Origin of the sequence: Micromonospora sp. DT178, assembly GCF_049841695.1 — a bacterium.
Lineage (GTDB): Bacteria > Actinomycetota > Actinomycetes > Mycobacteriales > Micromonosporaceae > Micromonospora.
This window is the reverse complement of record NZ_JBNCKV010000009.1, coordinates 270,237-283,505: the sequence shown is the minus strand read 5'-3', so window position 1 is coordinate 283,505 and position 13,269 is coordinate 270,237. Positions and strand designations below refer to the sequence as shown.

Sequence of the window (13,269 nt, the reverse complement as noted above, 5' to 3'; positions counted from 1 at the left end):
GGCGTCGACACGCCGGCCCGCAGGTGCCGTTACCCGTCGCCCGGGAGAAGCTAACCCGCCGGCACCGTTAGCCCCGCCCACACCCGGGGTATGGGAGCGCAGTGGCGATTGTGGAGAAAGTGATCGAAGCTTCCCCGGAGCAGGTCTGGGCGGTGCTGGCGGACGGGTGGACGTACAGCGACTGGGTCGTCGGCACGGTGCATGTCCGCGACGTGGACGACGCCTGGCCCCGGGTGGGCAGCCAGTTGCACCACAAGGCCGGGCCGTGGCCGATCTCCCTGCACGACTCCTCGACGGTGCTGACCTGCGAGCCGCCGCGCCGGTTGGTCATCCGCGCCGGCCTCTGGCCGGCCGGGGAGGCCATCGTGGTGTTCACCCTCGAAGCGGTCGGCACGGGCGCGACCCGCGTACGCATCGGCGAGGACTTCGCCGCCGGTCCGCTGCGCTGGGTGCGCAACAAGGTCAACGACCTGGTGCTGCACCAGCGCAACAAGGAGACCCTGACCCGGCTGGCCGACATCGCCGTGCGACAGAAGGCGGACCGGTGACGCAGACCGTGGTGGTCACCGGGGCGAGCGCCGGCGTGGGACGGGCGGTCGCCCGCCGGTACGCCGAGCGCGGCGCCCGGCTCGCGCTGCTCGCCCGCGGCGAGGCCGGGCTGGCCGCCGCGGAGCGCGACTGCCGCGAGCGGGGCGCCTCGGAGGTGCGCACCTACCGGGTGGACGTGGCCGACGCGGGGGCGGTGCAGCAGGCCGCCGACGACGTGGTGCACCGCTTCGGCGGCATCGACGTGTGGGTGAACAACGCGATGGCCTCGGTCTTCGCCCCGGCCTGGGAGATCCCGGCCACCGAGTTCCGGCGGGTCACCGAGGTCAACTACCTCGGCACCGTGCACGGCACCCTGGCGGCGCTGCGGCACATGCGGGCCTGTGGCCGGGGCGCGATCGTGCAGGTCGGCTCCGCGCTGGCCTACCGCGGGATCCCGTTGCAGTCGGCGTACTGCGCGAGCAAGCACGCCATCCAGGGCTTCAACGACTCGCTGCGGGCGGAGCTGCTGCACGACTGCCCGGGTGTGAAGCTGTCGATGGTGCAGCTGCCGGCGATCAACACCCCGCAGTTCTCCTGGGTACGCACGCGGCTGCCCCGGCACCCCCAGCCCGTACCGCCGATCTTCGCACCCGAGGTCGCCGCGAGGGCGATCGTCTGGGCGGCCGACCACGGGCCACGCGAGCTGAACGTGGGCGGACCGACCTGGCGCGCCCGGCTCGGCGACATCGTCGCGCCCGGCCTGCTCGACCGGAAGCTGGCACGCGACGGCTACGACAGCCAGCAGACCGAGACCCCGATCGACCCGGCCACCTGGCGGGACAACCTGGAGCGTCCCGGGGACGACGAACGGGACCGGGGCGCGGAGGGCGTGTTCACCGACCGGGCCCGCGGCCACTCGGCCGCCCTGTGGATCGGTACGCACAAGCCGGCCGTCTCCGGCGTCGCCCTGGCCGGGCTGGCGGTGGCCCTCACCGCGCTGACCCGCCGCCTGCGCTGACCCGGCATCCGCGCCTCGTCGGGGCGGAAGACGGGGCGGTAGGGGTGGCCTTTTCGACCCGGATGTGGCAACTGGCTACGCTCTCAGGGAGCCCTGTCCGCCGACCGAGGATGTCCGACATGATCGAACCCGTGCAGTTGCCCGTGCCGTGGCGGGACGCACGCCTGACCGTCGTGGTTCCCACCTACAACGAGGCGGGCAACCTCCCGGTGCTGGTCGAGCGGCTGCTGGCCCTGCCGCTGCCGGGCCTGAAGATCCTGGTCGCCGACGACAACTCGCCGGACGGCACGGGTGAGGTGGCGGACAAGCTGGCCATCGAGCACCCCGAGCGGATCGAGGTCGTGCACCGGGCCGGCAAGGAGGGCCTCGGCCGGGCCTACGTGGACGGCATCGGGCGCGCCATCGACGGCGGCGCGGAGTACGTGGCGCAGATGGACGCCGATCTCTCGCACCCGCCGGAGGCGCTGCCGGGCATGCTCGGCGCGCTGCTCTCCACCCAGGCCGGCGTGGTGATCGGCTCCCGGTACGTGCCGGGCGGCGAGCTGGACGAGAACTGGCCGCTCTACCGGCGGGCGCTCAGCGGCTGGGCCAACCTCTACGTGCACACGCTGCTGCGGGTCCGGATCCGCGACCTCACCGCCGGCTTCAAGATCTGGCGGGCGGACGCGCTGCGCGACATCGGCCTGGAGCGGGTGCAGTCCAACGGCTACAGCTTCCAGGTGGAGATGCACTACCTGGCCACCAAGCTGGGGCACACCATCCTGGAGGTGCCGATCCGCTTCGAGGAACGGCGCGACGGCGCGTCCAAGATGACCACCGCGACCAAGATCGAGAGCGCGCTGATGCCGTTCAAGCTGCGCAGCAAGCACCGCAACATCGAGCGCTGACCCGGCCCGATCCCTCACCCGCCCACGCCCCTGCGTTGCCCTGCCCCGGTCCGGTTCAGCAAGCCGGGCCCGGGGCGGCGGCCGAGCGCGAGCGGCGGCCGAGCCGGAGCGGCCGAACGGGAGCAGCGGGCGGAGCGGCCGAGTCGGCGCAGCCGAGCGGGAGCAGCGGGCGGAGCGGCCGAGCGGGAGCGGCCGGACGGAGCGGCGGGGCGAGCGAAGGACCTTGAGCTTGGGCCGCCGCTCCACCGCACGGGACGCGTGATCACCGCGATTGCGAAGCGTAACCATCACCTTCTGTGACCGTTGGCCCCGCCTTCGGATCGCCGCTCTCCGCCCTTTGCTCTGCAGCCACGGACGCACCACGCCGTTGACCTGCGGCTGGCCCAGCGACGGTGCGGCGGGCCAGCCCGCCCGCCGTTACCCGGAGCAACCGTTGCGTATATGGATGCAGAGCAAAGGGTGCGGGGAGCAACCCAGGCGGCCAGCGTTCGCCTCACTGTGCGTGAACAGCCTCGCCCCACGTATCCGCTGGCGGGCACGCGCCCGTCCGATGCCCCCGCAGGCAGACCACCGGCGTACGGCGTACGGCGCAAGCTGGCCGGCGTACGGCGTACGGCGCAAGCTGGCCGGCGTTCGGCGACCGGCGCAAGCTGGCCGTCCTCGCCGTCCTCGCCGTGCTGAAGCTCAGTGGTAGACCGCGCGGTGCGCGGCGTCGATCCCGGCCGCGTACAGCGGGCCGGTGAGGGCGCGGTCGCGGGCCAGGGCGGCGCGGGCGGCGTTCGCGCCGGGCGCGCCGTGCACCCCGCCGCCCGGGTGCGCCGACGCGCTGGCCAGGAACAGCCGGTCGACCGGGGTGTCCGCGCGGCCCAGGCCGGGGATCGGGCGCAGGAACAGCTGCTGGTACGCGGCGGCGGTGCCGCCGCCGAGCGCGCCGCCGACGAGGCTCGGGTCGCCCGCCTCCAGGTCGGCCGGCCCGGCCACGTGCCGCCCCACGATCAGGCTGCGGAAGCCCGGCGCGGCATCCTCCAGCACCTGCTCCATCCGCTCGACGTGCGCGGCGATCTCCTCGGCCCGCCACTGCTGGCGGAACGGCAGGTGGGTGTACGCCCAGAGCGACTCGGTGCCCGGCGGCGAGTGGCTCGGGTCGGCCACCGACATCTGCCCCAGCAGCAGGAACGGGTCGCGCGGGATCTCCCGACGGGCCAGCGCGGCGGAGTAACTGGTGAGACCGTCCAGGTCCGCGCCCAGGTGCACCGTGCCGGCGGTGGCCACCGCCCGGTTGGTCCACGGCACGGGGGCCGACAGCGCCCAGTCCACCTTGAGCGTCGAGCCGTCCCAGCGGAAGTGCGCCAGGTCCTCCACCAGCCGGGGTGGCAGGGCCGCCGCGCCGACCAGGTCCAGGTAGAGGGCGGGCGCGGGGACGTCGGCGAGCACCGCGCGGCGGGCCCGCCAGAGGGCGCCGCCGACGGTACGCACGCCCATCGCCCGGCCGCGCGCGGTCAGCACCCGGTCGACTGTGGCGCCGTAGAGGATCCGGCCGCCGCGCTCGGTCAGCCGGGCCACCAGCGCGTCGGTGATCTTCTGTGCGCCGCCGTCGGGCACCGGCCAGCCGACCTGCTGGCCGAGCATGGCGAGTAGCCAGCCGTACACGCCCGAACCGGCCTCCTCGGGCGACAGGTCGGTGTGCAGGGCGCAGCCGGCCAGCAGCACCGGGCCTCCCTCGCCGTCGAAGAGTTCGTCGCCGAGCTTGCGTACCGGCACCACCAGCCGCCGGGCCAGCCGCAACGCCCCCGACACCCGCAGGCGGCGCAGCAGGGTCAGGCCCCCGCGCACCGGCGGGAACGGGGTGGTGATGGTCTCCAGCATCGGCTCGGCCACCTGGCGCCAGTCGTCGTACGCGTGCAGCCAGCGCTTGCCGTCGCCCGGCGCGAACGCCTCCAGCGAGGCCGCGGTGGCCTCCGGGTCGCGGTTGAGCACCGCCGCCCGGCCGTCGGGCATCAGGTGGGCCAGCACGTCCGGGGAGTGCCGCCAGCGCAGCCCGTACCGTTCGAGCCCCAACCCGCGCAGTACCGGCGAGGCGTAGCCGAGGGGGTAGAAGGAGCTGTAGAGGTCGCTCAGGTAGCCGGGGGCCGTCACCTCGGCGGAGCGCACCGCCCCGCCCGGCGTGGCCGTGGCCTCCAGCACCAGCACGTCCCAGCCGGCGTCGGCCAGGAGATTGGCGGCGACCAGGCCGTTGTGGCCTGCTCCCACGATGACGGCGTCCGCGCTCTCCGCGCCGGGCGAACTCATCCGATCCGCCTACCCGGCCAGCAACCGGGCGAAACGCGTTTGCCGCGCCGGGGCCGGGGCATGCACTGCCATGTACACGGTTGCGCAGCTCATAGGCGGAGTGTGGGGCGCGGGCGGCGAGGGCGGCGAGTTGGTCGTACACGATCCGGCCGACGGCTCCCCGGTCAGCTCGGCGCCGGTGGCGACGGCCGACGAGGTCGGCAAGGCGGTGGAGGCGACGCGCGGCGCCGCGGCGGAGTGGGCGGCGACCGCCCCCGCGGAACGGGCGGCGGCGCTGCACCGGGCGGCGGACGCCGTGGCGGCGGCGGCCGACGACCTGGCCCGGGCGACGACGGCCGAGATGGGCAAACCCCTGTCGGACGCCCGGGGCGGTGTGGAGGCGGGGATCGGCACGCTGCGACAGTACGCGGAGCTCGCCCCCGTGCGCGGCGGGCGGACCCTGCACGGCGGCACCCACGCCCTCGACTTCATGACGCCGCAGCCGCGCGGGGTGGTCGCCGCGATCACCCCGTGGAACGACCCGGTGGCGGTGTCCTGCGGGCTGCTCGGCGCGGCCCTGGTCACCGGCAACGTGGTGCTGCACAAGCCGAGCGAGCGCGCCCCGGCGACCGGCTGGCTGCTGGCGAAGGCGCTCGACTCCGCGCTGCCGCCCGGGGTGCTGTCGCTGCTGACCGGGGGCCCGGAGGTCGGCGCGGCGCTGGCCGCGCAGGAGGTGGACGTCGTCGCCCACGTCGGCTCCACCGCCACCGGGCGGGCCATCGCGGCCGCGGCGGCGCGGACCGGGGCGAAGGTGCTGCTGGAGAACGGCGGCAGCGACCCGCTCGTCGTGGACGGCGACGTCGACCCGGTGTGGGCGGCCGGGCAGGCGGCCCTCGGCGCGTTCGCCAACGCGGGGCAGATCTGCGTCGCGGTGGAGCGGATCTACGTGCACCGGGACGTCGCGGAGGACTTCGCGCAGGCGCTGGTGGATCGCGCCACGCAGTTGCGGACGGGTCCGGGCGGCGACCCGCGTACCGAGCTGGGGCCGCTGGTGGACCGGCGGCACCGCGACCACGTGCACGGGCAGGTGACCGCGGCGGTGGCCCAGGGCGCGCGGATCCGCACCGGCGGCACGCTGCCCGACGGACCGGGGGCCTTCTACCCGGCGACGGTGCTGACCGACTGCCGGCACGACATGACGGTGGTACGCGAGGAGACGTTCGGGCCGGTCGCCGCGATCGTCGCCGTCGACTCGTTCTCCGAGGCGCTGCGGTGCGCCGCGGACTCCCCGTACGGGCTGGCCGCGACGGTGCTGACCGGATCGATGAGTCACGCCCAGCGCGCCTGGCGGGAACTGCCGGTGGGCACCGTCAAGGTCAACGCGGTGTTCGGCGGGGCGCCGGGGGGTGCCGCGCACCCGCGCCGGGGCAGCGGGCACGGTTTCGGCTACGGGCCGGAACTGCTGGACGAGTTCACCGCGACGAAGGCGGTGCACATCGAGGCGCCCGGGGGCGGCCACTGGTGACGCACGCGCGGAGGCTGTCCGCCGGGCGGACAGCCTCCGCGTCGCGTACCCGATGGCGGCCTCAGCGGCCGCGGGCCTTGGCGGTCTGGCGGTTGTTCGCCTTCTCGATGGCCTTGACCAGTTCCGGCTTCGTCATGGTCGAACGGCCGGGCACGTCCAGCTTGCGGGCCACCTTCATCAGGTGGTCCTTGGTGGCGTTGGCGTCCACCCCGCCGGCCGTGGGCGCGCGGCGCTCCGGCCCGCCGCCGGCCGCCTGGCGGTCGCTCGGCCCCTTGCGGCCCTTGGGCTCCCAGTGGTCGCCCACCTTCTCGAACTCGTGCTTGACGGCGGCGAAGGCGGTGCGGTGCGCCCGCTCCCCCTCGCCGTACGTCTCCACGGCCGAGTCGTGCGTCTTCTCCCAGGTGCGCTGCGCCTTCTTCGGGGAGCGTCGCAGCGTGCTGGGCAGTACCTCGCGCCCGGGCATCTCGTCCTCCTCCGCGTCGATGGGTTCCCCTTGACCGTTCCCCCGCCTCCGGTCGGCAAACCGGGAGGTCGGGTTTGTCGATTTCCGGCCAGGGGTACCGGCGGGCCAGGCGAAGCCGGACGCACCGGGCCATCCGGAGGCCGGGGCACAGGGAGTGGGCATGACGACGACGGAACCCGGCGCGGTGCTCACCGGCCAGCGGCGACCCCGGATCCCCCGCCGGGTACGGCAGCTGAGCTGGCCGACCTGGCGCGGGGTGCTGGTGCGCAGCGTGCGCAACTTCGTCAAGGACAACTGCGCGGACTGGGCCGCCGCGCTGACCTACTACGGGGTGCTCGCGCTCTTCCCGTCCACGATCGTGGTGGTCGCCCTGGTCGGGCTGGTGTCCAACGGCGAGCAAACCGTCGACACCGTGCTGGACCTGGCCCGGGACATGGGCGCCGGCTCGGTGGTGGCCAACGAGGGCTTCGTCGGCGTGGTCCGGGGCGTGGTCGACCAGAACGACTCGGCCAGCGTGCTGCTGAGCTTCGGTCTGCTCGGTGCGCTCTGGTCGGCCTCCGGCTTCATCGGGGCGTTCACCCGGGCCTCCAACGCCGTCTACGGGGTCGAGGAGGGTCGGCCGGTCTGGAAGTTGCGGCCCATGCAGATCGGCCTGGCGGCGATCTCGCTGGTGCTGCTGGCGGTCGTCGCCACCGGGCTGATCGTCAGCGGGCCGGTCACCGACGCGGTGGGCGACCTGGTCAACGCCGGCGGGCTGGCGCGTACGGTGTGGAGCGTCGCCAAGTGGCCCGTGCTCGCGCTGATCATGATGGTGCTGCTGAGCCTGCTGTTCTGGATCGCGCCGAACGTCCGGCAGCCGCGGTTCCGCTGGCTCACCCCGGGCGGCGCGGTCGCCCTGCTCGCCTGGGCCCTCGCCTCCTTCGGCTTCGGCCTCTACGTGGCCAACTTCGGCTCGTACGACGCCACCTACGGCAGCCTCGGGGCGGTGATCGCGTTCCTGGTCTGGCTCTACCTGTCCAACTCGGCGCTGATGCTCGGCGTGCAGATCAACGCGGAGCTCCAGCGCGGCCGGGTGCTCCAGGCCGGCGAGCCGGACGCCGACGAGCCGGTCCTGCCCCCGAAGGCGCCGGCCACCACGTGACCCGCGCGGGTTTACCGGGCGCGCCGCCGGCCCGCCCGTTTACCGCCGGTGCCACCGGGTAGCGCAGAAGGCATGGAACGTGGCAGCAGCAAGCACGGACCGAGGGTCGACGAGCAGATGAGCCGGGAGGTCAGCGGCCTCGTGCAGGGGCCGGGGACCGGCGGCTCGCGGGTCGACGAGTCCCGTGTGCCGGAGCCGGCGGGCGAGGACCAGCCGGAGCCGACCACGGCCCCGGCCGGCGAACTGCGTACGGGCGCGCCCAAGGGGATGAGCTCCGAGGACGTCGAGCGACGCAGCCGGCTCGGCCGGTTCATCACGATGGCCGCCCTCCCCGGTGACCGGGAGACGCTGATCGCCAACGCGCGGGACAACGAGGCGCCGGCGGACATCGTCGCCGAACTGGAGCGGCTGCCCGAGGGCACCCGCTACCAGACGATCTCCGAGGTGTGGGCGGCGCTCGGCCACAAGAACGAGACGACGCGCTGGTGACCGGATCCCCGCACGATCCGGCCCGTCACCGGCGGACGAAGGAGGATGCCTTATGAGTGGCGTTACCGAACACGTGGACGTCTCCGTCCCGGTGCGCACCGCGTACGACCAGTGGACCCAGTTCGAGGACTTCCCGCACTTCATGGAGGGGGTCCAGGAGGTCCGGCAGCTGACGGACACGATGACCCACTGGACGGTCGAGATCGCCGGGGTGAAGCGGGAGTTCGACGCCGAGATCACCGAGCAGCTCCCGGACGAGCGGGTCGCCTGGCGCTCCACGGGCGGCACCCAGCAGGCTGGCGTGGTGACCTTCCACCGGCTGGACCCGGACACCACCCGGGTCACGCTCCAGCTCGAGTTCGAACCGCACGGCGTGGTCGAGCAGGCCGGCGACAAGCTCGGCATCATCGACCGGCGCGCGAAGGGCGACCTGGAGCGGTTCAAGCAGTTCATCGAGCGGCGCGGTCAGGAGACCGGCGCCTGGCGGGGCAAGGTCGACCGCCCGCAGCCCTGATCCCCCGCCCCCCGGGCACGAACGTCCGATGGTCGCCGGTCGCCCCGGCGGCCATCGTCGTTTGCGGGCACCGGGCCGGGGTACCGCGACAGGTATGACGGACGACGACAAGGTGTGGCGGGACGAGGAACGGACCCCCCTGCGGGAACTGGACCGGGCCGTGGCGCGATCGACCCTGGACGGCCAGGCCGACGACGTGACGGGGAACGACGCCGGCGAGGAGGCGGCCTTCGGGCACGGCCCGGAGGCGGTGGACCGGGGCGGTCAGGCCGCCGGTGCGGGCCGGGAGCCGACCGACCCGGACCGCGCGTACCGGCCGTCGACGACCGGCCGGACCGGACCGGACAACATGTGAACCGCACGGCGCGGCGGGCGGGCCCGATCGGGGTCCGCCCGCCGCGCCGCTCGACGCCACGAGTCCGGGCCGCCCGGCGGCAGCCCGGGCGCTGAGAAGCCGGCCCGCCGCGACGACGTGCCGGGCCGCTCAGCGGGGCGTCGGGGCCGGCCGGCGGGTGCTGGCCGCGTGCAGGGCGATCAGGCCCAGCGCGAGCACGACGAGCGCCGGCCCGAGCAGCTCGACCGACGTGTTGCCGAGCAGCACCCCGATGCCGGCGGGCACCAGCGCGCCGCCCAGCCCGGCCGCGGCGATCTGGAGCCCGATGGTCCGGTCCGCGTGCGCCGCACCGACCCGCTCGGCGGTGGTGAGGGTGAGCAGCGGGAAGACCGGGGCGGCGGCGAAGCCGACGACGAACAGCCCGGCCACGGCGACCCAGGCCGGTGCGGGCAGCGCGACCAGGACCGCGCCGACCGCCATCCCGACCAGGCTGCCCCGCAGCACCACCGCCGCGCCCAGCCGTTCGGCCACCACGCCCTGCACCACGCGCCCGACGAACAGGCTCCCCCAGTAGCCCGAGACGCAGACGCCGGCGACGGCCGCGCCGAGGCCCCGTCCCTCGGTCAGCAGCAGGAACGCCCAGAGGCCGGCGGCCACCTCGATGGCCACGTAGACGGCGAAGGCCGACGCGCCGAGCCAGACCGCCGGCAGGCGCAGCGTCTCGCGTACCCGGGTGACGGTCGGCGGGGCGACGGCCGCCTCCCCGGCGGCGGACCCGGCGGGCTCGCGGGCCGGGGCGCGGTCCCGCCAGGCCCGCACGGTCAGCGCGAACGCGGCGGCCAGCGCGAGCTGGGCCCCCGCCACCAGGCCGTAGCCCCAGCGCCAGGAGAGCCCGACGCTGAGCGCACCGGTCATGATCAACGGCCCGAGCGCCACACCGAGGCCGAAGAACGCGTGCATCCAGTTCATGTGCCGGGGGCCGAAGGCGCCGGCCGCGTACGCGTTCAGGCCGGAGTCGATCGCGCCGGAGCCCAGGCCGAGCACCAGCGCGCAGCCCACCATCAGCACGAGCCCCGGAGTCAGCGCGTAACCGGTGAGCGCGAGGCTGGCCAGCAGCGTGCTGCCGGCGAGCAGCCAGCCGACGCCGAGCCGGGCCAGCGTGAAGCCGGCCAGCACGCTGGAGGTCAGGTAGCCGGCGGTGCCCGCGGTGAGCACGAGGCCGACGGCCTCGGTGGGCACGCCGAAGTCGGCCCGGATCGAGGGCCAGCCCACCCCGATCAGGCCGTCGGGCAGGCCGAGGCTGACGAAGGCGAGGTAGGCCAGCAGGAGCAGCGAGGCGCGGGGCCGGACGGTGGACACGGAGGACCATCCTGCCCCCCGCCGGCGGCGACGCCGCGCGGCCTCCCCCACTGGGACGAGGATTACAATCCGGACGGTCGAGGAAACGGACAGCTCATCCAGAATCGGCCGTTCGGCTGACGGCAAGCCCCGGGTCGCGCGCAAGACTTTCGGGATGCATCAGGGCTCCGGCATCCTCTCCACGCGTCAGCGCCGCCTGGCATGGCTCGGCTTTCTCCTCGCCGCGCTCCAGGCTCCCGTCTCCGCCAAGCTGGTCTCGGACGACTCCTGGTTGTTCAGCCTCTGCGTCGCGCTGATGGTGGCGACCGTGATCATCGCCGACGACGCGGCCCGGCGCCGCCCGGCGGACGCCCGCTCCACGGACTGACGCGGCGGCCGGCGCGACGGCAGCCCGCCGCGCCGGCCGGCTCAGTCCGGCTTGACCGCGATCGCGCCGTCGACGGTACGCAGGATCAGGCGCAGCACCTCGTGCCGGGAGGCACCGGTCTCGGCCAGGTAGGCCCAACCGGCGTACAACTGGGACCAGATCAGGCTCTGCACCCACCCCTCCGGCAGCTCCGGGTCGATGGTGCCGTCGCGTCGACCGCGTTCGACCATCGCGACGAAGTCGGGGTCGCATCCGCCGTCGACGGAACCGGCACCGGTCTCCGGCTCGGTGAAGATCAGCGAGAGCAGGCTGCCGAGGTCGAAGTACTCCTGGCAGAGCCGGCGTACGGCCGACGCACCGGTGCCCTCGGCCATCCGTGCCTGGGCGGTCGCCCGGTCGAGCCGGGCCTTGGCCTCGACGCCGACCGCCCCGAACAGGTCGGCACGCTCCGCGAAGTAGCGGTGCAGCGTCGTACGCCCCACGTCGGCGGCGGCGGCGATGTCGCCCAGGGAGGCGGCGGGATTGCGCCCCCACACCTCGATCGCCGCGTCGACGATGGCCTGGCGGGTCCGGGCGCGACTGCCGGACACCTGCTGGTCGGTCACGTCGGCGAGGATAGCAACACCTCGTTTCGGAATATTGATTGACCATACTGGAACACCGTTGTTCCATTCAGGGCATGACTTCTTCCGGTCCGGCGCTCCCCCGGCGATGGCCCGTCCGATCGGCGCCCTGCTGGCGCTCGTCGTCGTCGGCGCGGCCGTCTCGCTGTGGCAGTGGCGGCTGCTCGGGGCGCTCGCCGAGCACGTCGTGCTCGACGCGCGGACCGCGATCGTCCGGCACTACTTCCGGGCCCGCGTCGACGACCTGCGACGGCGGCCCACCGGCGAACTGGTCACCCGGGCCACCTCCGACACCCAACTGCTGCGCGAGGCGTCCGGCAGCATCGTCGGCCTCGTCAACGCCGGCATCGCCCTGGTCGGCACGCTCGCGCTGATGGGGGTGCTCGACCCCTTCCTGCTCGGCTGCACCCTGGCCGCCGTGCTGGTCGTCGCGGCGATCATGGGCGCGCTGATGCCCCGCATCGCCAAGGCGCAGGCCGCCGCGCAGGAGTCGACGGGCGCGCTGGGCGGCGCGCTGGAGGGGGCGCTGCGCGCGATCCGTACGGTCAAGGCCAGCCGGGCCGAGGCCCGGTTGACGGAGCGGATCGTCGCCGACGCCCGGCAGGCGGCGGCGCACAGCGTACGGGCCGCGCGGGTGACCGCCTCGGTCTGGACGATCGCCTGGACGGGGATCCAGCTCGCGGTGATCACGATCCTGGGCATCGGCGCCTGGCGGGCCCAGCACGACCTGCTGGAGATCTCCAGCCTGATCGCCTTCCTGCTGTACACGTTCCAGCTGATGGGGCCGATCACCGAGCTGACCCAGAACACCACGGCGTTGCAGGCGGGGGTCGCGGCGGCGGGACGGATCCGTGAGGTCGAGACGATCGCGACCGAGCCGGCGGGCCCGGCACCCGCCCCGGCGGACCGCGCGCCGACGCCCGACGCGGAGCAGCCGGTGCTCGTGTTGCGCGGGGTCACCGCCCGGTACGGGCCGGAGGCGCCCCCGGCGGTGCGGGACATCGACCTGGCCGTGCCCCGGCGGGGGCACACCGCGATCGTGGGGCCCTCGGGAGCCGGCAAGACCACGATCTTCTCGCTGATCCTGCGCTTCCTCGAGCCCGAGCGGGGGCAACTGCTGCTCGACGGCCGCCCGTACGCGGCCCACGGGCACGACCAGGTGCGGGCCCGGCTGGCGTACGTCGAGCAGGAGACGCCGGTGGTGCCCGGCACCATCCGCGACAACCTGCGGTTCACCCACCCCGACGCCACGGAGGAGGAGATCCGGGCGGTGCTGCGCGCCGTCCGGCTCGACGACAAGATCGACTCGTTGCCGGACGGTCTGGACACGTCGCTGTCGTCGACGGAGGTCTCCGGCGGGCAGCGCCAGCGCATCGCCCTGGCCCGGGCCATGCTGCGTACCCCCGACGTGCTGTTGCTCGACGAGGCGACCGCCCAGGTCGACGGGCTGACCGAGGCGGCGTTGCAGGAGTGCGTCCGGCAGCGCGCGGCGGTCGGCGCCGTGCTGACCATCGCGCACCGGCTCTCCACGGTGCTCGACGCCGACCGGATCGTGGTGATGGAGCACGGCCGGATCCGGGCCCAGGGCACCCACTCCGAGCTGCTGGCCGGCGACGACCTCTACCGCCGCCTGGTCGAGGCGCTGCGCATCGCGGCCGAGGAGCGCCCGGTCGGGGCGCGCTGACCCGCACGCCGTCGCGGCGGGCCGACAGACGCCGTCGCGACGCGCTGACCATGCGCCGTCGCGGCGGCC

The 13,269-nt window shown here is 74.5% G+C and carries 14 protein-coding genes; 10 read left to right on the top strand and 4 right to left on the bottom strand.

Annotated features, from left to right (window positions below):
- The first annotated feature begins 119 nt into the window (after positions 1-119).
- From ACLQ22_RS19215 to ACLQ22_RS19205, 3 genes are all read left to right on the top strand, one after another.
- Entirely contained in the window at positions 120-548 is a 429-nt protein-coding gene (locus ACLQ22_RS19215; RefSeq protein ID WP_425693517.1) for an SRPBCC family protein, read from the top strand.
- Positions 545-1,546: an SDR family oxidoreductase gene (locus tag ACLQ22_RS19210; RefSeq protein WP_425693516.1), complete on the top strand. Its 1,002-nt coding sequence runs from the start codon at positions 545-547 to the stop codon at positions 1,544-1,546. The genes ACLQ22_RS19215 and ACLQ22_RS19210 overlap by 4 nt, the downstream gene beginning before the upstream one ends.
- A gap of 119 nt (positions 1,547-1,665) precedes the next feature.
- On the top strand, positions 1,666-2,433 hold the full coding sequence (locus tag ACLQ22_RS19205) for a polyprenol monophosphomannose synthase (RefSeq protein ID WP_425693515.1): 768 nt from the start codon (positions 1,666-1,668) through the stop codon (positions 2,431-2,433).
- A 684-nt stretch (positions 2,434-3,117) separates the two neighbouring features.
- Here the strand turns inward: ACLQ22_RS19205 and ACLQ22_RS19200 are convergent.
- Positions 3,118-4,722: a phytoene desaturase family protein gene (locus tag ACLQ22_RS19200; protein WP_425693514.1), complete on the bottom strand. Its 1,605-nt coding sequence runs from the start codon at positions 4,720-4,722 to the stop codon at positions 3,118-3,120.
- A 70-nt stretch (positions 4,723-4,792) separates the two neighbouring features.
- Here ACLQ22_RS19200 and ACLQ22_RS19195 point away from each other — a divergent pair, with 70 nt between their 5' ends.
- A complete protein-coding gene (locus ACLQ22_RS19195) occupies positions 4,793-6,226 on the top strand; it encodes an aldehyde dehydrogenase family protein (protein ID WP_425693513.1) in 1,434 nt (477 codons plus the stop codon).
- 61 nt (positions 6,227-6,287) lie between these two features.
- Here the strand turns inward: ACLQ22_RS19195 and ACLQ22_RS19190 are convergent, their stop codons facing one another.
- Positions 6,288-6,689, bottom strand: coding sequence for a ChaB family protein (locus tag ACLQ22_RS19190; RefSeq protein ID WP_089001082.1), 402 nt, complete (start codon positions 6,687-6,689; stop codon positions 6,288-6,290).
- A gap of 160 nt (positions 6,690-6,849) precedes the next feature.
- On the opposite strand from ACLQ22_RS19190, the gene ACLQ22_RS19185 reads away from it, so the two are divergent.
- The 4 genes from ACLQ22_RS19185 (at position 6,850) to ACLQ22_RS19170 (ending at position 9,188) form a co-directional block, all read left to right on the top strand.
- Positions 6,850-7,830 (top strand): YihY/virulence factor BrkB family protein, encoded by a 981-nt coding sequence (locus ACLQ22_RS19185; protein WP_425693512.1) that lies wholly within the window; start codon positions 6,850-6,852, stop codon positions 7,828-7,830.
- Between the two features lie 72 nt (positions 7,831-7,902).
- Positions 7,903-8,319, top strand: coding sequence for a DUF2795 domain-containing protein (locus tag ACLQ22_RS19180; RefSeq protein ID WP_132235968.1), 417 nt, complete (start codon positions 7,903-7,905; stop codon positions 8,317-8,319).
- A 52-nt stretch (positions 8,320-8,371) separates the two neighbouring features.
- Positions 8,372-8,833, top strand: coding sequence for an SRPBCC family protein (locus ACLQ22_RS19175; protein ID WP_425693511.1), 462 nt, complete (start codon positions 8,372-8,374; stop codon positions 8,831-8,833).
- A gap of 94 nt (positions 8,834-8,927) precedes the next feature.
- Positions 8,928-9,188: a hypothetical protein gene (locus ACLQ22_RS19170; RefSeq protein WP_121395471.1), complete on the top strand. Its 261-nt coding sequence runs from the start codon at positions 8,928-8,930 to the stop codon at positions 9,186-9,188.
- 129 nt (positions 9,189-9,317) lie between these two features.
- On the opposite strand, the gene ACLQ22_RS19165 is transcribed toward ACLQ22_RS19170, so the two are convergent.
- Entirely contained in the window at positions 9,318-10,526 is a 1,209-nt protein-coding gene (locus tag ACLQ22_RS19165) for an MFS transporter (RefSeq protein WP_425693510.1), read from the bottom strand.
- 154 nt (positions 10,527-10,680) lie between these two features.
- On the opposite strand from ACLQ22_RS19165, the gene ACLQ22_RS19160 reads away from it, so the two are divergent.
- Positions 10,681-10,893: a hypothetical protein gene (locus tag ACLQ22_RS19160; protein ID WP_121395475.1), complete on the top strand. Its 213-nt coding sequence runs from the start codon at positions 10,681-10,683 to the stop codon at positions 10,891-10,893.
- Between the two features lie 41 nt (positions 10,894-10,934).
- On the opposite strand, the gene ACLQ22_RS19155 is transcribed toward ACLQ22_RS19160, so the two are convergent.
- Positions 10,935-11,498, bottom strand: a complete 564-nt coding sequence (locus ACLQ22_RS19155; RefSeq protein WP_425693509.1) for a TetR/AcrR family transcriptional regulator — start codon at positions 11,496-11,498, stop codon at positions 10,935-10,937.
- Between the two features lie 106 nt (positions 11,499-11,604).
- Between ACLQ22_RS19155 and ACLQ22_RS19150 the strand changes: the two genes are divergently transcribed.
- Entirely contained in the window at positions 11,605-13,200 is a 1,596-nt protein-coding gene (locus ACLQ22_RS19150) for an ABC transporter ATP-binding protein (RefSeq protein ID WP_425693508.1), read from the top strand.
- The last annotated feature ends 69 nt before the right edge of the window (positions 13,201-13,269 follow it).

Bases quoted from the DNA above. Each gene is read 5' to 3' on its own strand.
- ACLQ22_RS19205 (WP_425693515.1), top strand. From the start codon at position 1,666: ATGATCGAACCCGTGCAGTTGCCCGTGCCGTGGCGGGACGCACGCCTG.
- ACLQ22_RS19195 (WP_425693513.1), top strand. From the start codon at position 4,793: ATGTACACGGTTGCGCAGCTCATAGGCGGAGTGTGGGGCGCGGGCGGC.
- ACLQ22_RS19180 (WP_132235968.1), top strand. From the start codon at position 7,903: ATGGAACGTGGCAGCAGCAAGCACGGACCGAGGGTCGACGAGCAGATG.
- ACLQ22_RS19175 (WP_425693511.1), top strand. From the start codon at position 8,372: ATGAGTGGCGTTACCGAACACGTGGACGTCTCCGTCCCGGTGCGCACC.
- ACLQ22_RS19150 (WP_425693508.1), top strand. From the start codon at position 11,605: ATGGCCCGTCCGATCGGCGCCCTGCTGGCGCTCGTCGTCGTCGGCGCG.
- ACLQ22_RS19170 (WP_121395471.1), top strand. From the start codon at position 8,928: ATGACGGACGACGACAAGGTGTGGCGGGACGAGGAACGGACCCCCCTG.
- ACLQ22_RS19185 (WP_425693512.1), top strand. From the start codon at position 6,850: ATGACGACGACGGAACCCGGCGCGGTGCTCACCGGCCAGCGGCGACCC.
- ACLQ22_RS19160 (WP_121395475.1), top strand. From the start codon at position 10,681: ATGCATCAGGGCTCCGGCATCCTCTCCACGCGTCAGCGCCGCCTGGCA.
- ACLQ22_RS19200 (WP_425693514.1), bottom strand. From the start codon at position 4,722: ATGAGTTCGCCCGGCGCGGAGAGCGCGGACGCCGTCATCGTGGGAGCA.
- ACLQ22_RS19190 (WP_089001082.1), bottom strand. From the start codon at position 6,689: ATGCCCGGGCGCGAGGTACTGCCCAGCACGCTGCGACGCTCCCCGAAG.